The sequence below is a fragment of the Microbacterium sp. LWH7-1.2 genome (assembly GCF_038397755.1).
Classification (GTDB): Bacteria; Actinomycetota; Actinomycetes; order Actinomycetales; family Microbacteriaceae; genus Microbacterium.
In genome coordinates this window covers 3,399,175-3,421,661 of record NZ_CP151637.1, presented here as the reverse complement: position 1 = coordinate 3,421,661, position 22,487 = coordinate 3,399,175, and the positions used below count along the sequence as shown (strand labels likewise).

Annotated in this window: 22 protein-coding genes; 7 read left to right on the top strand and 15 right to left on the bottom strand. The window is 70.0% G+C overall.

Annotated elements, in window-relative coordinates:
- Positions 1–222 precede the first annotated feature (222 nt).
- Complete coding sequence (locus MRBLWH7_RS15890) at positions 223–453, top strand: YkvA family protein (protein WP_341996187.1); 231 nt, start codon at positions 223–225, stop codon at positions 451–453.
- Positions 454–471: 18 nt separating this feature from the next.
- Here MRBLWH7_RS15890 and MRBLWH7_RS15885 read toward each other — a convergent pair whose 3' ends face one another.
- The 6 genes from MRBLWH7_RS15885 to MRBLWH7_RS15860 all read right to left on the bottom strand — a co-directional run bounded on the left by MRBLWH7_RS15885 (position 472) and on the right by MRBLWH7_RS15860 (position 6,535).
- Positions 472–1,647: a thiolase family protein gene (locus tag MRBLWH7_RS15885; RefSeq protein WP_341996186.1), complete on the bottom strand. Its 1,176-nt coding sequence runs from the start codon at positions 1,645–1,647 to the stop codon at positions 472–474.
- A gap of 63 nt (positions 1,648–1,710) precedes the next feature.
- Positions 1,711–2,166 carry a hotdog fold thioesterase gene (locus MRBLWH7_RS15880; protein ID WP_341996185.1) on the bottom strand — a complete coding sequence of 152 codons (456 nt, stop codon included), beginning with the start codon at positions 2,164–2,166 and terminating at the stop codon, positions 1,711–1,713.
- Between the two features lie 4 nt (positions 2,167–2,170).
- Positions 2,171–3,361, bottom strand: coding sequence for a bifunctional 2-methylcitrate synthase/citrate synthase (locus MRBLWH7_RS15875; protein ID WP_341996184.1), 1,191 nt, complete (start codon positions 3,359–3,361; stop codon positions 2,171–2,173).
- Positions 3,362–3,463: 102 nt separating this feature from the next.
- Positions 3,464–4,363: a methylisocitrate lyase gene (gene prpB / locus MRBLWH7_RS15870; protein ID WP_341996183.1), complete on the bottom strand. Its 900-nt coding sequence runs from the start codon at positions 4,361–4,363 to the stop codon at positions 3,464–3,466.
- Positions 4,363–5,889 carry an MmgE/PrpD family protein gene (locus MRBLWH7_RS15865; protein WP_341996182.1) on the bottom strand — a complete coding sequence of 509 codons (1,527 nt, stop codon included), beginning with the start codon at positions 5,887–5,889 and terminating at the stop codon, positions 4,363–4,365. The genes prpB and MRBLWH7_RS15865 overlap by 1 nt, the downstream gene beginning before the upstream one ends.
- Positions 5,890–5,899: 10 nt before the next feature.
- Positions 5,900–6,535: a GntR family transcriptional regulator gene (locus tag MRBLWH7_RS15860; protein WP_341996181.1), complete on the bottom strand. Its 636-nt coding sequence runs from the start codon at positions 6,533–6,535 to the stop codon at positions 5,900–5,902.
- A 187-nt stretch (positions 6,536–6,722) separates the two neighbouring features.
- Between MRBLWH7_RS15860 and MRBLWH7_RS15855 the strand changes: the two genes are divergently transcribed.
- On the top strand, positions 6,723–7,301 hold the full coding sequence (locus tag MRBLWH7_RS15855; RefSeq protein ID WP_341996179.1) for a hypothetical protein: 579 nt from the start codon (positions 6,723–6,725) through the stop codon (positions 7,299–7,301).
- On the opposite strand, the gene MRBLWH7_RS15850 is transcribed toward MRBLWH7_RS15855, so the two are convergent.
- Positions 7,302–7,721 carry a DUF1801 domain-containing protein gene (locus tag MRBLWH7_RS15850; protein ID WP_341996177.1) on the bottom strand — a complete coding sequence of 140 codons (420 nt, stop codon included), beginning with the start codon at positions 7,719–7,721 and terminating at the stop codon, positions 7,302–7,304.
- Positions 7,722–7,804: 83 nt separating this feature from the next.
- On the opposite strand from MRBLWH7_RS15850, the gene MRBLWH7_RS15845 reads away from it, so the two are divergent.
- From MRBLWH7_RS15845 to MRBLWH7_RS15830, 4 genes are read left to right on the top strand one after another with little or no spacing between them, the layout of a single operon-like run.
- A complete protein-coding gene (locus MRBLWH7_RS15845; RefSeq protein ID WP_341996175.1) occupies positions 7,805–8,728 on the top strand; it encodes an ABC transporter ATP-binding protein in 924 nt (307 codons plus the stop codon).
- Positions 8,725–10,344: a polyketide antibiotic transporter gene (locus MRBLWH7_RS15840; protein ID WP_341996173.1), complete on the top strand. Its 1,620-nt coding sequence runs from the start codon at positions 8,725–8,727 to the stop codon at positions 10,342–10,344. Before MRBLWH7_RS15845 ends, MRBLWH7_RS15840 begins: the two co-directional genes overlap by 4 nt.
- A gap of 14 nt (positions 10,345–10,358) precedes the next feature.
- A complete protein-coding gene (locus MRBLWH7_RS15835; protein ID WP_341996171.1) occupies positions 10,359–10,868 on the top strand; it encodes a helix-turn-helix domain-containing protein in 510 nt (169 codons plus the stop codon).
- Positions 10,869–10,878: 10 nt separating this feature from the next.
- Entirely contained in the window at positions 10,879–11,409 is a 531-nt protein-coding gene (locus tag MRBLWH7_RS15830) for a ribonuclease H (RefSeq protein WP_341996170.1), read from the top strand.
- A 3-nt stretch (positions 11,410–11,412) separates the two neighbouring features.
- On the opposite strand, the gene MRBLWH7_RS15825 is transcribed toward MRBLWH7_RS15830, so the two are convergent.
- Positions 11,413–12,879 carry a PLP-dependent aminotransferase family protein gene (locus MRBLWH7_RS15825; RefSeq protein WP_341996167.1) on the bottom strand — a complete coding sequence of 489 codons (1,467 nt, stop codon included), beginning with the start codon at positions 12,877–12,879 and terminating at the stop codon, positions 11,413–11,415.
- Positions 12,880–12,898: 19 nt separating this feature from the next.
- Between MRBLWH7_RS15825 and MRBLWH7_RS15820 the strand changes: the two genes are divergently transcribed.
- Positions 12,899–13,285: a hypothetical protein gene (locus MRBLWH7_RS15820; protein WP_341996165.1), complete on the top strand. Its 387-nt coding sequence runs from the start codon at positions 12,899–12,901 to the stop codon at positions 13,283–13,285.
- Between the two features lie 51 nt (positions 13,286–13,336).
- Here the strand turns inward: MRBLWH7_RS15820 and MRBLWH7_RS15815 are convergent, their stop codons facing one another.
- The 7 genes from MRBLWH7_RS15815 to rlmN all read right to left on the bottom strand — a co-directional run bounded on the left by MRBLWH7_RS15815 (position 13,337) and on the right by rlmN (position 22,459).
- Positions 13,337–13,699 (bottom strand): VOC family protein, encoded by a 363-nt coding sequence (locus tag MRBLWH7_RS15815; protein WP_341996163.1) that lies wholly within the window; start codon positions 13,697–13,699, stop codon positions 13,337–13,339.
- A 71-nt stretch (positions 13,700–13,770) separates the two neighbouring features.
- Positions 13,771–14,247 carry an NUDIX domain-containing protein gene (locus tag MRBLWH7_RS15810; protein WP_341996162.1) on the bottom strand — a complete coding sequence of 159 codons (477 nt, stop codon included), beginning with the start codon at positions 14,245–14,247 and terminating at the stop codon, positions 13,771–13,773.
- A 3-nt stretch (positions 14,248–14,250) separates the two neighbouring features.
- Complete coding sequence (locus MRBLWH7_RS15805) at positions 14,251–15,264, bottom strand: aldo/keto reductase family protein (RefSeq protein ID WP_341996160.1); 1,014 nt, start codon at positions 15,262–15,264, stop codon at positions 14,251–14,253.
- Between the two features lie 53 nt (positions 15,265–15,317).
- Positions 15,318–17,444, bottom strand: coding sequence for an ABC transporter ATP-binding protein (locus tag MRBLWH7_RS15800; RefSeq protein ID WP_341996158.1), 2,127 nt, complete (start codon positions 17,442–17,444; stop codon positions 15,318–15,320).
- Positions 17,441–19,174, bottom strand: a complete 1,734-nt coding sequence (locus MRBLWH7_RS15795; protein WP_341996156.1) for an ABC transporter ATP-binding protein — start codon at positions 19,172–19,174, stop codon at positions 17,441–17,443. The genes MRBLWH7_RS15800 and MRBLWH7_RS15795 overlap by 4 nt, the downstream gene beginning before the upstream one ends.
- Before the next feature lie 271 nt (positions 19,175–19,445).
- The gene (locus MRBLWH7_RS15790) at positions 19,446–21,074 is read right to left on the bottom strand and encodes a DUF4407 domain-containing protein (RefSeq protein ID WP_341996154.1); all 1,629 of its coding nucleotides are present in this window, start codon (positions 21,072–21,074) and stop codon (positions 19,446–19,448) included.
- A gap of 119 nt (positions 21,075–21,193) precedes the next feature.
- A complete protein-coding gene (rlmN, locus tag MRBLWH7_RS15785; RefSeq protein WP_341996152.1) occupies positions 21,194–22,459 on the bottom strand; it encodes a 23S rRNA (adenine(2503)-C(2))-methyltransferase RlmN in 1,266 nt (421 codons plus the stop codon).
- Between the last annotated feature and the right edge of the window lie 28 nt (positions 22,460–22,487).

Genomic DNA, 22,487 nt, shown 5'->3' with positions numbered 1-22,487 from the left:
ACGTGCCCGCGGTGCAGTTGTGCGGCCGACACTAACAGCAGGGTCACAGAAACTGCAAGCGCTTGCACATTGAGAAGGCCTTCATCGCGCCGATGTCACGGGTGGAAGCATCTGCTCACTCCCTGTTCGCGCAATCGCTTGCAGAGATGTCCAGCAAACGCACAGTGTCACAGGTTGGTATCGCAGGCCCCTTCGCCACCGACGACGGCGCACACTCGATGCATGTGGTGGAGGTTCTTCAAGGCACTCAGGGGCGGTGAGCACCGCGTCGCGCCGACGACGTGGCTCGCGGCGACCGCCGCGGTCGTCTACGCGGTCTCGCCGGTCGACCTGATCCCCGAGCTCGTGCTCGGCCCCCTCGGATTCACCGACGACCTCGGCGTCTGGAGCATCCTCGCCCTGCTCCTGGTGCGCGAGCACCATCGGTGGCAGGCGGGCCTGCGGGCGCCGTAGGGTCGGCCACCGAATCTTCTAGAGCCGTTCGATGATCGTCGCGTTCGCCATGCCGCCGCCCTCGCACATCGTCTGGAGCCCGTAGCGACCGCCCGTGGACTCTAGGTACGACACGAGGGTGCCGAGCAGGCGAGTGCCGGAGGCGCCGACCGCGTGACCGAGCGCGATCGCGCCGCCCCACGGGTTGAGCTTCGCCGGGTCGGCGTCGAGGTCGTGCTGCCACGCGAGCGGTACGGAGGCGAACGCCTCGTTCACCTCGTACGCGTCGAGGTCGTCGATCGACAGTCCGCTGCGCTCGAGGATGCGGCGGGTGGCGGGTATGGGTCCGGTCAGCATCATCACCGGGTCGTCGCCGACGACCGAGAACGAGTGGAAGCGCGCCCGGGGCGTGAGGCCGAGCCCGGCCGCCTTCTCCTCGCTCATGATGAGAGCAGCGGATGCCGCATCCGTGAGCGGTGACGAATTTCCCGCCGTGATGCGCCAATCGAGGTCGGGGAATCGGGCGGCGAGCTCATCGGTGCGGAAGGCGGGCTTGAGGCCCGCCAGTGATTCCACCGTCGTGCCGGGGCGCACCGTCTCGTCGAACGCGACAGCCTCGGCACCGCCCAGCACCGGCACGACCTGCGAGTCGAACGCACCACGGTTCCAGGCATCCGCTGCTCGCCGGTGCGACTCAGCGGAGTACGCGTCGAGTCGTTCGCGGGTGAAGCCCCACTTCTGCGCGATGAGTTCGGCGGAGACCCCCTGGTTCACAAGGCCCTCGGGGTACCGATCCACGAGCCCGGGGGCCTTCGTGCCGCCGACACGCGACGAGCCGAGCGGCACGCGACTCATCGACTCCACTCCCGCGGCGATCACGATGTCGTAGGCGCCCGCGATCACGCCCTGGGCCGCGAAGTGCGCGGCCTGCTGGCTCGAACCGCACTGGCGGTCGATGGTGACGGCGGGCACCGCCTCGTCGAAGCCGGCGGCGAGCACGGCGTGACGCGCGATGTTCATGGCCTGGTCGCCCACCTGGCTCACGCAGCCCATGAGGACGTCGTCGATCTGTCGCGACTCCAGTCCGGTGCGTTCGAGCAGGGTCGTGAGCACGTGCGCCGCGAGGTCGACGGGGTGCACCGCGCTCAAGGCTCCCCCGGGTTTGCCGCGCCCGGACGGGGTGCGGACCACATCGACGATGACGGCATGGGGCATGGGGAACCTCCTGCTCAGAAGCCTAAGACGGCGGCGGATGCTGCGGGCCGCGGCATCCGTCGATCAGCCGCGCTCGTCCGGGGTCGCGTAGCTGCTGCGCTGCTCGATCACCGCGAGCGTGCAGCGGGAGATGCAGACGAGGCGGCCGGCCTCGTCGGCGATGCGGATCTCCCACACGTGCACGCGGCGCCCGATGTTGATGGCGGTCACCGTGCCGACGACCCAGCCCGACGAGATGGGGCGCAGGTGGTTGGCGTTGATCTCCATGCCCACAACGTGGAACCGCTCGCGGTCCACCGCGAGGTAGCCGGCCCACGACGCCAGCGTCTCGGCGAGGGCGACGGACGCCCCGCCGTGCAGGACGCCGGCGGGCTGCACGGAACGGTGGTCCACCGGCATCCGTCCGACCAGTGCGTCGTCGCGGATCTCGACGATCTCGATGCCGAGGTTCTCGATGAGCGTGCCCGGCGCCATCGCCGAGAGGTCGATGGCGGCGACGTCGCCGAACCAGAGGCTCACCGCCTCACCCTGCGGCTTCCTCTTCGCGTTCGGCGGCGGCCTGGTGCGCTTCATCCGCCACGTAGCCCTCGATGTGGCGCTCGTCCGGGCCGTTGTACTCCGACAGCGGGCGGATGAGGGCGTTCGAGGCGAGCTGCTCCATGATGTGGGCGGTCCAGCCGGTGACGCGGGCCGCGACGAACAGCGGCGTGAAGGTCAGGGTGTCGAAGCCCATCAGGCTGTACGCCGGACCCGACGGGTAGTCCAGGTTCGGGTAGATGCCCTTGCGGCTCACGAACTCGCTCTCGAGCGTGTCGTACAGCGCGGCCACCTCGGGACGGTCGTAGTGCTCGACGAGCGTGTCGAGCGCCGCCTTCATCGTGGGCACGCGCGAGTCGCCGCGCTTGTAGACGCGGTGGCCGAAGCCCATGATCTTGCGCTTCTCGGCGAGCGCCTGGTCGAGCCACGGGCCGACGTTCTCGGCCGCGCCGATCTCGTCGAAGATGTGCAGCACGGCTTCATTCGCACCACCGTGCAGCGGGCCCTTGAGCGCACCGATGGCCCCCACGACGGCGGAGTACAGATCGCTGAGGGTCGACGCGATCACGCGGCCCGTGAAGGTGGAGGCGTTGAACGAGTGCTCGGCGTACAGGATCATCGAGCGGTTGAACGCGTCGACGACGATGTCATCGGCCTGCTCGTCGAACGTCATCCAGAGGAAGTTCGCGGCGTAGTCGAGGTCGTCGCGCGGGGCGACCGGCTGCAGGCCGCGGCGCCGGCGCTGCCCGTACGCCACGATCGCCGGGAGCACGGCGAACAGACGCACGCTGCGCGCCAGGTTCTCGTCGGCGCTCCCGCTCACATCGAGCACCGAGCCGGCGCCGGCGAGGTCCTTCGCACCGATGAGGCTGACGGCGGTGCGCACCTCGTCCATGGGGTGCGCGTCGATCGGCACGAGGTCGATCGCGGCCCGCACGTCAGCGGGAAGGTGCCGGTACGCGCGCTCGGTCGCGCGCAGCTGCGCGAGCTGCACGTCGGTCGGGAGGTCGCCGTGCCACAGCAGGTACGCGACGGCCTCGAAGGGCTGCGTCGCGGCGAGCTCCTGCACCGGATAGCCCCGGTACAGCAGCGAGTTCGTCTCGGGGTTGACCTTCGAGACCGCCGTGTAGTCCACGACGACGCCGGCGAGGCCCTTCTTGATGTCGGGTTCACTCATGGTTGCGGCTCTCCTTCGAGGTGGTGCGTGTCCCGCTTTCGGTCGTTCCGAAGCGCCGGAGCGACCGTTTCTGGGACATGCTGAGCGGAAATGGGGACATGGTCAGCGCTGGATCTGGAAGTTGAAGACGTCCTGGTCGAAGTGGTTGTAGTGCTCGTAGTCGATGAGGTCGTAGAGGTCGGCGCGGTGCTGCATCTCGCCGAGCTTGGAGGTGAGGTGTCCTTCGTCGATGAGCGTATCGAGGGCACGGGATGCTGCGCCCATCGCGATCCGCAGCAGCGAGACCGGCCAGATCACGATGTTGACGCCGACGCTCTGCAGCTGGTCGACCGAGAAGAGCTCCGACTTCCCGAACTCGGTCATGTTGGCGAGGATCGGCACGTCCACGGCGGCGCGGATCGCCGCGAACTCGTCGAGAGTCCGCATCGCCTCCGGGAAGATCGCATCGGCACCCGCGTCGACGAGCGCCTTCGCGCGGTCGACTGCGGCATCCATCCCCTCCACGGCGCGGATGTCGGTGCGCGCCATGATGAGGAAGTCCGGGTCGCGACGGGCATCGGCGGCGGCCCGGATGCGCTTGATCGCGGTGTCCTCGTCGACCACGGCCTTGCCGTCGAGGTGGCCGCAGCGCTTCGGGTTGATCTGGTCCTCGATGTGGGTGCCGGCGAGCCCTGCGTCCTCGAGGGTCTGGATCGTGCGGGCGACGTTCATCGGCTCACCGAAGCCGGTGTCGGCGTCGATGATCGCCGGCAGGTCGGTCATGCGCGCGATCTGCTGGCCGCGAGCGGCCACCTCGGTGAGGGTGGTCAGCCCGATGTCGGGCAGACCCAGGTCGGCGCTGAGCACGGCGCCCGAGATGTAGACGCCCTCGAAGCCCTTGCGTTCGATGAGCCGGGCGGAGAGCGGATTGAACGCGCCGGGGAACCGCAGGAGCTCGCCCGAGTCGAGCCGCTCGCGGAACAGCCGCCGCTTCTCGTGCGCCGGGACAGTGGAGTACAGCATCAGAAGAGGCCCTTCGGAGCCGGGGCTCCCGCGAGCACGCCGAAGTCGGCGACGATCGTGAGCTGCTGCACCTCTTCGGGGGTGAGCTCGGGGAGGCGCTGGGCGAGATCGAGGAAGCGCTCGATCTCGTCCGCGGCGAGCACGCCCTCAGCGAGCAGGCGGAACTTGCGCACGTAGTCCTCACGCGCGAACGGCCGCGCGCCGAGCGGGTGGGCGTCGGCGACGGCGATCTCGTCCGCGACCGTCTCGCCGTTCGCGAGGCGGATCTCGACGCGGCCGCCGAACGCCTTCTCGTTCGGATCCTCCGAGTGGTAGCGGCGCGTCCACTCCGCGTCCTCGGCGGTGGTGATCTTCTGCCAGAGCTCGACCGTGTCGGCGCGGCCGGCGCGCTCGGGGGTGTACGAGTCGACGTGGTGCCACCCGCCGTCCTGCAGCGCGACGGCGAAGATGTAGGGGATCGAGTGGTCGAGGGTCTCGCGCGAGGCGGTGGGGTCGTACTTCTGCGGGTCGTTCGCGCCCGAGCCGATGACGTAGTGCGTGTGGTGGGACGTGTGCAGCACGATCGCCTCGACGTTGGCGGGGTCGGCGAGCTCCGGGTGCTCGCCGTGGAGCTTGCGGGCGAGGTCGATCCACGCCTGCGCCTGGTACTCGGCGGAGTGCTCCTTCGTGTACGAGTCCAGGATGCCGCGCTTGGGCTCACCCTGACCCGGCAGCGGCACCTCGTACGTGGCATCCGGCCCGTCCAGCAGCCACGCGATCACTCCGTCCTCGCCCTCGTAGATCGGGCTCGGCGAGGTCTCGCCGCGCATCGCACGGTCGACGGCCTCGATCGCCATCTTGCCGGCGAAGGCCGGGGCGTGCGCCTTCCAGGTGGAGATCTCGCCCTTGCGCGACTGGCGCGTCGCGGTCGTGGTGTGGAGCGCCTGGCCGACCGCCTGGTAGATCGTCTCGACATCGAGGCCGAGCAGTGTGCCGATGCCGGCTGCGGCCGACGGGCCGAGGTGCGCGACATGGTCGATCTTGTGCTTGTGCAGGCAGATCGCGCGCACCAGGTCGATCTGGATCTCGTACCCGGTCGCCAGTCCGCGCACGAGCGCCGCGCCGTCGGCGCCGATGTGCTGGGCGACCGCGACGATCGGCGGGATGTTGTCGCCCGGGTGCGAGTAGTCCGCCGCGAGGAAGGTGTCGTGATAGTCGAGCTCGCGCACGGCGACGCCGTTCGCCCACGCCGCCCACTCCGGGCTCGACTTGCGGTCCAGCGCGCAGCCGAACACCGTGGCACCCGAGCCGCCGACCGACACGGCGTGGTCCAGCGCCTGCTGACGGGCGGCGCTCACGGGGGCGCGGGTGAGGGATGCCGCGGCGACCGCGGCGTTGTCGATCACGCGGTTGATGATCATGTCGACGACGTCCTGGTCGACCTCGACGGGGTCGGCGGCGACTTCGGCGATGTGCCACGCGAGCTGCCCCTCGCGCGCGAGGTTCTCGTCGCTGCGGTGGACGCGGAGGTGATGGATGACGGTCATGTCGGGCCTTTCAAGGTCGCGAGGCGTCGAGGGAGTCGAGGATGTTGGTGAGGGCGTTGTGCAGGTGCACATGCGTGGCATGGGCCGCGAGGTCGGCGTCGCGCGCCGCGATCGCGGCCGCGATCAGCCGGTGCTCGGCGACGGACGCGGCGAGCCGGCCCGGATTGTCGCGTGCGAGTCGCCGCACCCGGACGAGATGCGTGCGGACGGTGCGCAGCGCCGCGGTGAGGTAGTCGTTCGCAACGGATGCGTCGAGCGCGAGGTCGAAGCGCGATATGAGCGCGTAGTAGCCGTCGGTGCCGCCGCCGGCCAGATCGACCCGCGCGAAGTCTCGCGCGAGGTCGGCGAAGGTCGCGGCATCCCCGCGCACGGCGGCGAGGCGGGCGGCGGATTCCTCCAGCGCGCGGCGCACCTCGAAGATCTCGCGGATGTCGTGGGCGTCGATCGCGGTGACCACCGTCACGCGCGGCGACTGCTGCGCCACGAGCCCGTCGGCGGCGAGTCGTCCGAGGGCCTCGCGGAGCGGTGTTCGGCTCACACCCAGCCGCGCGGCCTGCTCGACCTCGCCGAGCACGGCGCCGGGACGCAGCACGCCGGACTGGATCTCCTCGAGGAGGGTGGCGTAGGCGCGGTCACTCGCTCGCATCCGCACCACCTCCTCGTTCGCGACCCCGGCTATTGTATACACAAGCATCTTCCGGCCGCATTCTGTGGCTCCATCGCCCAGCATTCGTATACATAGCCACGATCTCCGTAGGGAGTTCGCCCGATGTCGGCACCCATCGCGCGGGTATACGCTCCGCACCATCGGAGCATGGAGCAAAGGAGATGCCATGAAGCACACGCGCGCAGCGGCCGCTGTCGCCGCCGTATCGGCGACGCTGCTCATCCTCGGAACGACCTCCGCCTCGGCGGCGCGGCCCGAGATCGACCACTGGACCTTCACCGACAGCCACATAGAGCAGGAGGAGCACGACGACTTCTGCCTCGACGAAGAGGGGAACGAGATCGTCCCCTTCGACGTGCTCTACGAGGAGGACTCCCACGGGAACTTCCGCGGCATGGTGCGCAAGGGCGTCTTCTACGGCGCGAGCACGGTGCACATCGAGCAGTCGTGGACCAACCTCGACACCGGGAAGTCGATGAGCGCGGTCTGGCAGGGGCAGGAGAAGGACCACGAGGTCGTCGACAATGGTGACGGCACCTTCACGATCACGATCCTGTTCACGGGGCCGACCAAGACCTACGACGATGAGGGCGACCTGCTCTTCAAGGACGTGGGGCGGACGTTCGGGACGATCATCGTCGACGAGAATGGCGAGTTCCTCGAGTTCGTCAGCGGGGACAGCAAGGGCCAGTTCGATACGGCGGATCGTGACTTCTGCCTCGATCTGATCGAGTTCACCAGCTGATCAGTCGCGCACGGTGACGTCCGCGGGCGGCGGAGGCACGCGGTGCCCGATCGCGCGCTCCAGCAGCGCACGCAGCTCGGGCCGGGCGACGGCGTCGAGCGACTCGACGCGCACGTTGCGGACCTTCGCGCCGGTCCCGCCGAGAAGACCGTCGGGGTCGTCGAGTTCAGCGCCGTACGGGAAGGCGAGGGCGACATGCTGCGCGTGGGCGAGGATCCACGCGAACTGCTCGGAGTTCTTCTTGGGGCCGGTCCCGTAGCCGGAGCTCCGCTGCGCGGGCCACACCACCTCGACCGTCTGCGGCAGCACCTCGAAGATGAGCCGGCGCACCGCGAGGGCGATCTCGCGCACGGCGTCGGGGCGACCCTCGAGGGTCTCGCGGAACGGGGCGGAGTCGGTGGTGACGATGCCGGCGGCCATGGCGCGAAGGTACCGCCCGCGCGGCCGTGAGGAAAGCGTGAGGAATATTCAGGAATTTGTGAATCAGGCGTAGCGTCTGCGCCATGACCACAGTCATCCGCACGACCGGCCTCACGAAGCACTACGGCCGCGTCCACGCCCTCGACGGGCTCGACCTCGCCGTCGACGAGGGCCAGGTGCACGGATTCCTCGGACCCAACGGGGCCGGCAAGTCCACCACGATCCGGATCCTGCTCGGGCTCGCGCGAAAGACGGGGGGCGAGGCATCCGTCTTCGGTCTTCAGCCGTGGCGCGACGCCGTCAAGATCCACCGACGGGTCGCGTACATCCCCGGCGACGTCAGTGTGTGGCCGAATCTGTCGGGTGGCGAGGCGATCGACCTCCTCGCCCGCCTGCGCGGTGCCTCGCGGCACGACAACGCGTACGCCGATGAGAAGGCGCGCCTGATGGAGGCGTTCCAATTCGATCCCCGCAAGAAGGGCCGGGCGTACTCGAAGGGCAATAGGCAGAAGGTCGCGCTGATCGCGGCCTTCGCGGTGCCGGCCGACCTGTACATCCTCGACGAGCCGACGAGCGGCCTCGACCCGCTCATGGACGTGATGTTCCGCCGTGAGGTCGCCCGGGTCCGCGCCGCCGGTGCCACCGTGCTGCTGTCGAGCCACATCCTGTCCGAGGTCGAGCAGCTGTGCGACCGGGTCTCGATCATCCGCGCGGGTCGCGTCGTCGAGAGCGGAACACTCACCGACATGCGCCACCTCACGCGCACCGAGGTCTCGTACGAGGGGACGGATGCCGCACCGGTCGCCGCACTCGCGGCGGCGCACGACGCCCTCGTCGAGGACGGCCGCGTGCGCTTCACCGTCGACAGCGATCAGGTCTCGGGCGTACTCCCCGAGCTCTCGCGCCTCGGCGTCGCCGGGCTCCGCGTGGCGCCGCCGTCGCTCGAGGAACTCTTCCTGCGCCACTACGGCGACGACCTCGCCGTGCTGGAGAGGAACGGGCGATGAGCCGACTCGCGACGCTGCTCGGGCAGCGGCTGCGGCGGGACTGGCTGCAGCTGACGCTGTGGATCGCCGGCACGATGGCGCTCGCGCTCGCAGGCCTCTCCGGTGCCGCGAGCACCTACGGCACGGAGCAGGAGCGCACGGCACTCCTCGCCACGGTCATGGCCAACCCGGTGATCCTGCTGTTCCGCGGGCTGCCGTCCGGGCCGGGCGAGCAGGCGTTCATCGTCTTCCTCCTCATGCCGTTCCTCGTGATGATGGCGGCGTTCATGAGCACGTTCCTCGCCGTGCGCCACACGCGCGGCGACGAGGAGGCGGGGCGGCTCGAACTCGTCGCGGCGACGACCGCGGGCAGGACGGTGCCGTCGGTCGCGACGATCGCTCATGGCGTGCTCGCGAACCTCGTACTCGGAGTCCTGGTGGCTGCCGCCTTCCTCAGCGGTGGCTCGCCTGCCGAGGGGTCCTGGCTCGCCGGGTTCACCGCCGCATGCGGTGGGCTGACGTATCTCGGCGTCGCGCTCCTTTCCGCGCAGCTCATGCGCACCTCTCGCGGCGCGAACTCCCTCGCGGTGTGGGTGCTCGTCGTGACCTACTTCATCGCCGGCATCGGCAATGCCGTCGGCACCCCGAGCGACGACCTCACCCACATGGAGAGTTCGTGGCTGACGTGGCTCTCGCCGTTCGGATGGGCCGAGAACACCCGTGCGTTCGACGAGAACCTGTGGTGGCCCGCGTTCCTGTGCCTCGGCGCCTTCATCGTGCTGGCAGGGGCGGCGCTGGCCCTTCAGACCGTGCGCGACCTCGACGCGAGCATCATCCCCGAGCGCCAGGGCCGCGCCGCCGCGCGCGCGACGCTGTCGACGCCGACGGCGCTCGTCACGCGGCTTGCCGCAGGGTCGACGGTCGGCTGGATGGCGGGCGCGTTCTTCGCGGGGGCTCTGTCGACCTCGCTCGGATCGGTGGTGAACGAGATAGGTGCGGACAACCCGGCGGTCGCCGACGTGCTGAAAGCCCTCTCGGCCGAAGCGGACCTCGAGCAGGCGGTCATCGTCGTCTTCTTCACCATGGTGGGCCTTCTCGCCGCCTGCGCGGGCGTGCAGACGGTCGCGCGCGCCCGTCAGGAGGAGGCGCACGGGACCGCCGAGCCCGTCCTCGCGACCCCGGTGCAGCGCGTGCGGTGGCTCGCCGACTTCGTCGTCGTCGGGTTCATCGCCATCGTCCTGACCTGCGCCGCGGCGGTCGCCGGGGCGTGGGCCGGCGCCGCGAGCCTCGACAACGGCGCCGCCCTGACCGGCGATGCGTTCGTGGCCGCGTGGGGGCAGGTGATCGCAGCATCCGTGTTCCTCGTCCTGACGGCCCTCGTCTTCACGATCGCGCCGCGATGGACGATCCCGCTGGGCTGGACCCTCGTCACCGCCGCGATCGTGTTCGGCCTCTTCGGCCCGCTCCTGGGTCTTCCGGAATGGGTGGCGAATCTGTCGCCGTTCTCCGTGGCGCCCGTGCCCAGCGGAAGCGAGGTGGACGTCCGTGGGATGTGGTGGCTCGTCCTCACTGTCGGAGTCGGGGCGGCGGCATCTCTCGTCCTGATGCGCCGCCGCGAGCTGGCCCCGGCCGGGTGAGAGGCGACGTGACGGTGGATCATCCGGGATCCGAGGCGGCCGAGCAGGCGGCGGCCATGCTCGCCGCAGCGGGCATGCCGCGCATGCCGGCGCGCGTCATGATGGCGCTCGCCGGCTCGCCCGACGACGGGTATACCGCCGCCGACCTCGCCGACCGCCTCGGCGTCTCGGCCGCCGCCGTGTCGGGGGCGGTGCGCTACCTCGTCTCGATGCGGCTCATCCACCGGCTCTCGCGCCCGGGCGACCGCCGCGATCGCTACGACCTCGCCGAGGACTCGTGGTCGGGCATGATCACGGCCAACGCTCCGCTGTACGGCACCCTGGCGGCGTCGCTCGACCGCATCGCCGAAGAGAATCCCACGGCGCCGGCCTCGGCCGCGCGCGCGAGAGAGATCGCCGACTTCCTCCGGTATCTCGCGGAACGGATGCCGCAGCTCGCGGCGGAGTGGCGCGCAGGCCGCGGCGCGCCCGGCGACGCGGCCGCTGAGCCCGCGGCGGGCGGCGACAGTGCCGCGGCCGGGTAGCCTTGCCCGAGTGAATGACGCGCCCCGCTACATCGTTGCCACCGACGGAGCCTGCAAGGGCAACCCGGGACCGACGGGGTGGGCGTGGGTCGGCGAGGACGGGCACTGGGCAGCGGGATCGATCCCCTCCGGCACGAACAACATCGGCGAGCTGACCGGGCTGCTCAAGGCCATCGAGGATCACTCCGACGTCGCCAACCTCGTGGTGCAGGCCGACTCCAAGTACGCGATCGACACGTACACGAAGTGGATGGACGGTCACCGCCGCCGCGGCTGGAAGACCTCGACGGGCGCGCCGACCAAGAACGTCGACATCCTCGAGCAGCTCATCGCCGCACGGGACGCACGCCGGGCCGCCGGACTCCCCGACGTCGAGCTCGAGCACGTGCGCGGCCACTCCGGCCACGTGCTGAACGCCTGGGCCGACGAGCGCGCGGTGCGCGCCTCGGAGCACGCCGCCAAGGGCACCGCGAGCGCATGGTCGTCGCTCGGGGCGCAGGACCGCATCGACGTCTCGACCCGCCCGAAGAACGGGCGCTGACCGCTACAGCCGCGCGCGGTAGTCGCGCCACGCCTCGCCGAGGCGGCGCACGCCCTCCTGCAGCACGGCTTCCGGGGCGGTGTACGGCACGCGGATGTGGTCGTCGTAGACGACGGATGCGGTGAACTCGGTGCCGCCCGCGACCGCGACGCCACGCATCGCGGCGACGCGCGCAAGGGCGGTCGCCGACCCCACCGGCAGCCGCGCCCAGAAGGCGAGACCGCCGCGCGGCGGGGTCACGTCCCAGTCGGGGAGGTGCTCTGCCATCGCCGCGAGCAGGTGCGCAGACGCCACGGCGTGCGTCTGCGACGTGGCGAGCCGCAGTGCGCGGGCCTCGTCGACGAGGTCGAGTGCGAGAAGCTGAGCCGGCACGCTCGTCGACTGGTCGACGAGCTGGCGGACGCCCCGCAGGCGGCGCACGAGCACCGGGTCGGCACGCACCCATCCGATGCGCAGGCCCGACCACGACCACTTCGACAGCGAGTCGACGACGATCACCGGGGCGTCGGGACGAAGCGCGGCGAGGGTCGGCGGCACCACCCCGTCGAAGGAGACGTGGGCGAGCACCCGGTCTTCGAGCAGCGGCACGCCGTACTCGGCCGACAGGTCGGCGAGGCGCTGCCGGGATGCGGCGGGCAGCCGCGTGCCGGTCGGATTGTGGTGGTGCGGGTTGACGGCGATGAGCACCGGCCGCAGCGCCACGATCGCGTCTTCGAGCTCGTCGACGTCGATGCCGTCGGGACCGATGGTGACACCGTGCACGCGCCCGCCGCGCCGCCGCACCGAGTCGGCGAGGCCGGGCCACGTCACCGATTCGGTGAGCACGACGTCGCCGGGTGAGACGAGCTCGTCCACGACGAGGCTGATCGCCTGCTGCGCGCCGTGGGTCACGAGGATCTGCGCCGGCGTCGCCGGCGTGCCCTCCTCCTCGAACAGCGCGGCGAGCCGGGCGCGCAGGACGGGCAGGCCCGCCGGATCGGTCTCGGCCAGGGTCACCGGATCGAGCGTGGGAGTGTGCGCGCGCACGAGATCGATCACGAGCTGCGGCATCGCGGGCACGGCGCGCAGCAGGTCGATCCCCGAGGGTGAGGCCGAGAACAGGCCTTCACCGCGGGCCGTCCGCTCGCGGGCGGGTGCTGCGGCCCCGATGGGCCCGGCGACGCGTGTGCCGCTCCCCTGCCGTCGCTCGACGAGCTCGTCGTCACTGAGCAGCCCGTAGGCGGCGACCACCGTTCCGCGCGAGACGGCGATCGCACCGGCGAGGGCGCGCTCGGCCGGCAGCCGGTCGCCGGGACGCAGCTCGCCGCCTTCGATGAGCGAGGCGATCGCCTGGGCCAGGCGCAGCGTCAGAGTGCCGTCGCCGTGCGCCCACCGGCCCAGGCGTCCGGCGAGGCGGGACGCCTCGACGGTGCCACCGAGGGCCACCCTATGGTCCACCAGCCGCTCATTGGCCCTGTCGACGGTCGTCATAGCACCGCATTCTGGTCCAATGTTCCGCGCTACCGCCACACTTGCCCGCATCAGCAGTCCAGTTCCCTCTGATTGGACCACTCAGGAGTTTCTGGAGTGGATCGGCGAGGACGACTCCCGCTGCCACGACGAACAGCTCATCGGCGTGCTCGCCGCGATCGATGCCGCACTCGACCGGCGCGTGGGAGGGGGTGCCGTCGTCATGGTGCCCACGTCGCCCGCGCCCTCCGTCCGCGCCCTCGCCGCACGGCTTCGCGAGGAACCCGCGCTGCGCGACCTGCGCATCGGCGACCTCGCCGAGCTGACACCCCGGAACACGAGCAGCCTCCCGCAGGGCGACCGCGAACCCGGCGCCGACGTGCCGGGCGCAGCATCCGTCCACCGGCCGCTGCTCGGCGTCAGCTGAGCCCGCTCGCATCCGGCGGATGCGTCCGCTCGCGGGAGCGTCCGGGCAGGGTCAGCCCTGCATCGAGCCTTCGAACAGGCCGATCTGGTTGCCGTCGGGGTCGGCGATGACCGCCCACCAGCTCGTCGGGGTGATCTCCTGCTTCTCACGCACCAGGCTGCCGCCGGCCTCCGTGGCCTTGGCGACGGTGTCGTCGATGGAGTCCACCTCGACGTACGACCGCGTGTTCGTGAAGCCCTCTTCGCGCAGGCCCAGTCCGCCACCGGAGATACCGTTCGGGGCCTGCCACATGGGATAGCCCTCGAAGCCCGGGATCTCGGCGATCTGCCAGCCGAAGAGGCCGGAGTAGAACGCGGTCGCGTCGCCGAGGTCGCTGACCGGGATGTCGATGTGCGTGATGTCGCCGTGCGCCATGGGTCTTCCTCTCGTTCGGGTCGGACCCGGTCAGTCTCCGCCGCCGGCCCCGCCGCCACAAGCCCCTCGGCTCATCCCGCGGCGGCCTCGGCGAGATGCTTCTCGAGCGCGTCGACCGCCGGACGCTGACCCTTCACCAGCCGTTCGCGTGCGGTATCGAGGCCGGTCCACTCCACGCGGTCGATCTCGGGGAAGCGCGCGGTCTTCCCGGAGCGCGGCGGCCACTCCAGTTCGAATTCGCCGAACTCGAGGTGGTCGAGCGAGAACGCGGTGCCGTCGGCGACGAACACGGTCACGCGCTTGCCCGACGAATAGGCGAAGGTGCCGAGCTCGGCGTAGGGCGGCTCAGGCGGGTCGATGCCGAGCTCTTCGCGGAACTCGCGGCGCGCGGCATCCAACGCGCTCTCCTCCCCCTCGGCGAACTCGCCCTTGGGGACAGACCACGCACCGGCATCCTTGCTCGCCCAGAACGGCCCGCCCATGTGCGCGATGAGCACCTGGGGTTCGGGCGCGATCCGGTACAGCAGGATGCCGGCGCTCGTGATCACTCGTCAGACGATACGGGTCTTGGGCGAGACGGTGTAGGTGTCCTCGGCGTCACTGAAGACGACGTCGCCCAGGGCGGTGTCGATCGCCGCCAGGGTGTCGGTGTCGAGCACGACGCCGGAGGCCTTGACGGTCTCGGCGAGCTGTTCGGGACGGGATGCCCCCACCAGCGCCGACGCGACGTTCTTGTTCTGCAGCACCCACGCGATGGCGAGCTGCGGCATCGACAGGCCTGCCTGCTCGGCCACGGGCTTCAGGCGCTGGACGGCCTCGAGCACGTCGTCGCGGAGGAAGGACTGGATGAAGCGGGCGCCGCTCTTGTCGTCGGTCGCGCGCGACCCCTCGGGAACCGGCTGGCCGGGGAGGTATTTGCCCGACAGCACACCCTGGGCCATCGGCGACCACACGATCTGCGAGATGCCGAGCTCCTCGGACGCCGGGACCACCTTGCCCTCGATGACCCGCCACAGCGCCGAGTACTGCGGCTGGTTCGAGATGAGCTGCACGCCGTAGCTCTTGGCGAGAGCGTGGCCCTCGCGCAGCTGCTCGGCGGTCCACTCCGAGACGCCTATGTAGAGCGCCTTGCCCTGGCGCACCACGTCGGCGAAGGCCTGGAACGTCTCCTCGAGCGGCGTCTCGTAGTCGAAGCGGTGTGCCTGATAGAGGTCGACATAGTCGGTGCCGAGGCGCTTCAGCGACCCGTTGATGGACTCGAAGATGTGCTTGCGGCTGAGGCCGGTGTCGTTCGGTCCCTGCGGGCCGGTCGGGAAGTAGACCTTGGTGAAGATCTCGAGGGATTCGCGACGCTGACCCGAGAGCGCCTTGCCGAGGACCTCTTCGGCGGCCGTGTTGGCGTAGACGTCGGCCGTGTCGAACGTGGTGATGCCGGCGTCGAGCGCGGCGTGGACCGTGGCGATGGCGGCGGAGTCGTCGACCTGCGAGCCGTGGGTGACCCAGTTGCCGTAGGTGATCTCGCTGACCTTGAGACCGCTGTTTCCGAGGTACCGGTAATTGACCATGAGAAAACGCTACCCGCCCCGGCGGATGCGTCGGAGCGGGCAGCGTCGGTTCGTCACACGACGGGTGCGGTCTCGTCCTCGATCGCGTCGTCCTCCGCGCCCTCGACGCGCTCGCCGGACTCCGCATCGACGGTCAGCGCGCGGGCCTCCTCGTCGAGATCGGACGCGGCCTGCTCGAACTGCGAGTTGTACAGGCGGAAGTACGCGCCCTTCGCGGCGATGAGCTCCTCGTGCGTGCCCTTCTCGACGATCCCGCCGTTCTCCATCACGAGGATGAGGTCGGCGTCGCGGATGGTCGACAGGCGGTGCGCGATCACGAACGACGTGCGTCCCTCACGGAGAGCGGCCATCGCGTGCTGCAGCAGCAGCTCTGTGCGGGTGTCGACCGAGCTCGTCGCCTCGTCGAGGATCAGCACCGAGGGCTGCGCCACGAACGCGCGCGCGATCGTGATGAGCTGCTTCTCCCCCGCCGAGATGTTCGACGCGTCCTCGTCGAGGAGCGTGTCGTACCCGTCGGGCAGCGAGTGCACGAACCGGTCGACGTACGTCGCCCGCGCGGCGGCGAGGATCTCGTCGTCGGTGGCGTCGGCGCGGCCGTAGCGGATGTTCTCGCGGATCGTGCCGGCGAACAGCCACGGGTCCTGCAGCACCATGCCCGTCTCGGCGCGGATGTCGCGGCGCGTGAGCTCGGCGATGTTCTGCCCGTTGAGCAGGATGCGGCCGCCGTCGAGCTCGTAGAAGCGCATCAGCAGGTTCACGAGCGTGGTCTTGCCGGCACCGGTCGGACCCACGATCGCGACCGTCTGGCCGGGCTCGACCCGGAACGATAGGTCGTGGATGAGCGGCCGGTCGGGCGAGTACGAGAACGCGACGTCCTGGAACTCGATCGTGCCGTCGCCCTCGACCAGCGCGGGCGCGTCTTCGGCGTCGGGCTCCTGCTCGGGCTCGTCCAGCAGCTCGAACACGCGCTCGGCCGAGGCAGTGCCCGACTGCACGACCGCGGCCATGCCGCCGAGCTCCGCGAGCGGCTGCGTGAACTGCTGCGAGTACTGGATGAACGCCTGCACGTCGCCGAGTCGCAGCTGGCCGCTGGCGACCATCAGCGCACCGAAGACCGCGATGCCCACGTAGGTGAGGTTCCCGATGAACATCATCGTCGGCATCATGATGTTCGACAGGAACTGCGCTTTGAACGAGGCCTGGTAGAGCTCCTCGTTCTCTTCGCGGAACGCCTCGCGCGACGCCTGCTCACGGCCGAAGACCTTGACCAGGGCGTGGCCCGAGAACGACTCCTCGACGCGCGCGTTGAGTCGGCCGACCTTACGCCATTGGATGCCGAACGCCTTCTGCGAGCGGGGCCCGATGACGCCGAACAGGATGCCCATGAGCGGGAAGCTCACCAGCACCACGAGCGTCAGCTGCCACGAGATGGTCAGCATCATGATGAGCACGCCGATCACCGTGAGCACGCTCGTCAGCGCCTGCGACAGCGACTGCTGCATCATCTGCGTGATGTTGTCGATGTCGTTCGTCACCCGCGAGATCAGCTCGCCGCGCTGCACGCGGTCGAAGTAGCGCAGCGGCAGGCGATTGATCTTGGCCTCGACCTGTTCGCGCAGGCGCCACATGACGCGCACCATGATCACGTTGATGACGTAGCCCTGCAGCCACATCAGCAGCGACGACGCGAAGTAGAGCCCGAGCACGATGAGCAGCACGCGGCTGAGCGCCATGAAGTCGACGCCGGCACCGGGGACGAAGCGCTCCATCGCCGAGACGATGTTGGCGAGGTCCTGCTGCCCCGTGGCCTCCAGCCCCGCGACGACCTGCTCCTTGGTCATGCCGGCCGGCGCCATCGACGACACCACGCCCTCGAAGAGGATGTTGGTCGCCTCGCCGAGCACCTTGGGCGACAGCACCGCGAGCACGACGCCGATCGAGCCGAGGATCGACACGAACACGAACGCCCAGGCGTTCGGGCGCAGCAGCCCGATCAGCCGGCGGAAGGCGGGCCAGAAGTGCGCGGCCTTGCCCGGGGCGACGGCGCCGCTCCAGTCGTCGGCCGCGATGCGCGCCTGCTCCCCGAGCTCGATCTCGGCCTTCTCCTCGGCGCTGAGCTCCGCGACGGCCTGGCGCCCGCGGCGGCGGGAGGTCTTCTCGGTGTTCTTCTCGTCGCTCATCGCGCGACCTCCGCTCCGAGCTGGGATTCGACGATCTCGCGGTATGTCTGGCTCGTCTCGAGCAGCTGCTCGTGGGTGCCGATGCCCACGATGCCGCCGTCGTCGAGGACGACGATGCGGTCGGCGTCCGTGATGGTCGAGACGCGCTGGGCCACGACGATCTTGGTGACGTCGGGCAGTTCCCGCCACAGCGCCTGCCTCAGGCGCGCATCGGTCGTCAGGTCGAGCGCCGAGAACGAGTCGTCGAACACCAGCACCCGCGGCTGGTGGACGATGGCCCGCGCGATCGCGAGCCGCTGGCGCTGCCCGCCCGACACGTTGGTGCCGCCCTGGGCGATGCGCGCATCGAGCCCTGCATCCATCTGGCTCACGAAGTCGCTCGCCTGGGCGATCTCGAGCGCGCGCCAGAGCTCGGCATCGGTCGCGTCCTCACGCCCGAACCGCAGGTTCGACGCGATCGTGCCCGAGAACAGGAACGGGCGCTGCGGCACCAGTCCGATGGTGCTCCACAGCGCATCGAGGTCGGCCCGGCGCACGTCGACGCCGCCGACCTCGACGACCCCGTCGGTGGCGTCGAACAGACGTGGGATGAGCGACACGAGCGTGGTCTTGCCGGCTCCCGTCGAGCCGACGATCGCGACCGTCTCACCGGGTTCGGCGCGGAAGCTGATGCGCGAGAGGATCGGGTGCTCGGCGCCCGGATAGGTGAATGCGACGTCGTGGAACTCGACGGTGCCCGGAGTCGGGAACACGCCGACCGCATCGGACGGACGCTCCAGCGACGAGTGGGTGTCCAGCACCTCGCCGACGCGCTCGGCCGACACGGCGGCGCGCGGGATCATCAGCGTCATGAAGCTCGCCATCAACACACCCGAGAGGATGATCATCGCGTACTGCATGAAGGCGAACAGGGTGCCGATCTGGATCTCACCGCTGTCGACCTGCATGCCGCCGAACCAGATCACGCCGATCACCGTGACGTTGAGGATCAGCATGACCGCGGGGAACAGCACCACGAACAGCGAACCGACCTTGCGGCCGACGACCATGATGTCGGTGTTGGCCTCGCGGAAGCGCTCCTCTTCGATGGGCTCGCGGACGAAGGCGCGGATGACGCGGATGCCGGTGAGCTGCTCGCGCATGACGCGGTTCACGCCGTCGAGCTTGCCCTGGTAGCTGCGGAACAGCGGCACCATGCGGGCGATCAGCAGGCCCGCGACGAGCAGGAGCACCGGCACGGCGACGGCCAGGATCCATGCGAGGCTCGCCGCCTGCTCGATCGCGAGCACGATGCCGCCGACCGCGAGCAGGGGCGCCGTGACGAGGAACGTCGCCCCCATCATCGCGAGCATCTGCACCTGCTGCACGTCGTTCGTGTTGCGGGTGATGAGCGAGCCGGCGCCGAAGCCGGTCACCTCACGCTCGGAGAAGCCCGAGACGCGCTCGAAGATGTCGTCGCGGATGTCACGGCCGAGACTCATCGCGGCGCGCGCCGCGAAGTAGGTCGCGATGATCGAGGCGACGATCTGCCCCAGCGAAACGGTCAGCATGACGATGCCGGTGCGCCAGATGTAGTCGGTGTCACCCTTCGAGACGCCGTTGTCGATGATGTCGGCGTTCAGGCTGGGCAGGTACAGCGAGGCCACGGCGGAGGCCGACTGGAACAGCAGCACGCCGAGCAGCAGCCAGCCGTATGGTTTGAGATATCGGACGAGGAGTTTTGCCAGCACGAGGGTTCTCCCGGACGCGGTGAAGCCATGGCAGGGCTCCGCCTCTGCGGATGTGAGGGTGCCGACCCACCTTCGCACGGGCCACCGACATCGCGGCAGTCCCGTTCACTGAGGGCGGAACGGGGGCGTGATCGCCTCCCAGCGGCGACCCGCCGGTCACTCTAACACGATATATCGCGACGCGCGAGACCGCTCCCACCACTGCGCCGCCGACAGCGGGGAAGACGGATGCCTCTGCCCGAGGCATCCGTCTCGTCCGCGGTGGAACCGGCTAGGCCTGCCCGCCCTGCGCGATGTCGGCCCGCTCGCGCCAGCTGCGCGCCGTGACGCGGTCGAGCGCCACCTGGCGGCGCAACCCGTCGGCCTTCTCGTAGAGCGAGGGCTCGCCGTAGCTCGTGAGCACCTTCACGAGCACCGGCAGCAGCTCGATCATGAAGAACAGCCCCGCGATCAGCCAGTGCGCCCACGCGAGGGTGGGCTCGCGCTGCGACAGCCGCTCGAGCCCACTGATCTGGCTCAGCAGGCCCACCGCACCGGAGTTGCCGCTCGCGATCTCCGCCGCACGGGCATCGTAGGCGGCGAGCGCCGCCTGGTACTGCTCGCGCGCGCCAGGCAGCTCGTCCTTCGCCTGCTGCTTGTTCGTCGCCTCCGATGCGCCGGCGTCCGCCGTACCGGCCGCCTGCGCTGCGGCGAGATCGGCCTGCGCAGCGGTCAGCTGCGAGTTCAGGTCGTCGTACGCCGCCTGCGCGGCCGCGAGCTGCGCCTCGGCGGCATCCGAGCTCGCACCCTCGCCCGCGACGCCGCTGCAGCCGGGAACCTCGCCCGCCCCTTGCCCGGTGAGCTCGCACTGGTAGATCGCACGCGCCTGGTCGATCACCTGCTGCTGCGCGCCGAGCTTGGCGGTGAGGTCGTCCACGGTCTGCTGCGCCGATGCCGTCGACGCCGACGTGGTGTCCGCGCCCGCTACGACGCCGCTGGCCGCCTGGCTCTCGAGCGCGGCGACGCGTTCGCTCGCGGCATCCAGCGCCTGCTTCTCGGGCCCGGCGGTGACGGCGTCCTGATCCGACTGCGCCTGCGTGATGTTCGTCGCGTTGACCTCGCGCGCGATGTCGTTGTGGAAGATCTGCAGCACGAGCGGCTCGGCCACGACGATGCCGATGACGGCGGCCATGATGACGCGCGGGATCGCGAGCGCGATCAGCCGTCCGATGCTCTGCGAGGAGCGCATCGTCGAGGTGAGGAAGCGGTCGAGGTTGAAGATGATGAGGGCCCACACGATCGCGAGCGGCAGCGCGCCCCACGCGACGATCCGCACGCCGGTGGTCAGCGCGAAGTACATCGAGGTCGCCGAGATCAGCGCGGTGCCGGCGATCACGAAGAACATCTGCACGAAGCGCGGCGTCTCGGTCGGCACCTCGTCGAGCACCGATCCGTCGGCACCGCCGAGGATCGCGAGCTTGCGCCATCCGGAGGTCCGCTCGCGACGCGGGCGCTTCGCACGCTTTTCACGGACGGGGGGCACGGATGCTGCGGCCTCCGGCTCCTCATGGACCACCGGCTCGTCCGCCACCCGCGCGTCGGCGACGGGCTCGTCCACGCGCGGCTCGTCGACAGCGCCCCACTCGCCGATCGTCGCCGGCTGCTCGGCCACGACCGGCTCGCTCACGGCGACCGGCTGCGTCGGGTTCATCGCCAGCGCGTCCTCGAGCAGATCGCGGGTCTCGGGGAACGGATCCTCAGGACCGTCGGCGTCCCGACGCTCGCGCACGGGTTCACCGGCGGCCTGCTGAGCGCGGACGTCGTCGAGGTACAGATCCTCCGTCTGTTCCTCGTCTGTCTCGAACTCGATCCGGCCGTCGGAGCCGAACCGGCCCGGCCGGTGTGCGGAGTAAGAAGACATCCGCACACCCTAGAGCGGGCAACCTGTGCACCAGGTGTATTAGAGGAGCGTGAGATCCCGGATGCCGCGGCGTTCCGACTCTGCGTTTCGACTCGCGGGCACGCTCGACGACCGGGGGATCAGTCCTCGAGCGGGGTGACGGCGGCGACCGCCTCGTCCTCCTCGGTGGCGACGAGCTGGCCGCAGGCGCCGTCGATCTCCTTGCCGCGGGTGTCGCGGAGGGTCGTCGGAATGCCGGCGTCGTTGAGGCGGCGCACGAACTCGTTCTGCACCGACACCTCGGACGCGGTCCAGATCGAGCCGGGCGTCGGGTTCAGCGGGATGGGGTTGACGTGCACCCAGCCGCGCCCGCGGGCGTTGAGCTTCTCGGCGAGGAGGTCGGCGCGCCAGCCGTGGTCGTTCATGTCCTTGATGAGGGCGTACTCGATCGAGACGCGGCGACCCGTCTTGTCGAAGTAGGCGCGGGCGGCGTCGAGGGCCTCGTCGACCTTCCACCGCGAGTTCACCGGGATGAGCTCGTCGCGGAGCTTGTCGTCGGGCGCGTGCAGGGACAGCGCGAAGGTGACCGGGATGTCCTCGGCGGCGAGCTTCGTGATCGCGGGCACGAGGCCGACGGTGGAGACCGTGATGCCGCGGGCGCTCATGCCGAGGCCGTGCTGCTTGTCTGTCATCACGCGCACCGCCTGCATCACGCGCGCGTAGTTGGCGAGCGGCTCTCCCATGCCCATGAAGACGATGTTCGAGACGCGCTCGGCCGAGTGGTCGTCCTTCTTCTTGCCGCCGAGGCCGCCGTCGGCGATGAGGCGGTTGGCGCGCACGACCTGCTCGACGATCTCGGCGGCCGACATGTTGCGCGTGAGGCCGGCCTGGCCGGTCGCGCAGAACGGGCAGTTCATGCCGCAGCCGGCCTGCGACGAGACGCACAGCGTGATGCGGCCGGGGTAGCGCATGAGCACCGACTCGACGAGTGCGCCGTCGTGCAGCTTCCAGAGGAACTTGATGGTGTCGCCGCGGTCGGTCTCGAGGCGGCGCACCTCGGTGAGGAGCGCCGGCAGCATGCCGTGCACGAACTCCTCGCGGCCGTCGGCCGGGAGGTCCGTCATGTCGGCGGGGTTATGGGTCCAGTGCTGGAAGTAGTGCTTCTCGAGCTGCTTCGCGCGGAAACCGGGGAGTCCGAGCTCCTTGACCTTCTCGACGCGCTGCTCGGGGGTGAAGTCCGCCATGTGCACGGGCGGCTTGCCGCGCTTGGGACTCGCGAACTGCAGGAGGGGCCGGCCCTCGGCATCCTTCTTCTGCGTCCAGCCTTCGGTCGCCGGACGCACCTGGCGGCGCTGTCCTGTGCTGCGCACGGCTGGGTCGGTGGCGCGGACGGGCGACTCGGTCATGCGTCCAGGGTACGCGGACACTCCTGGA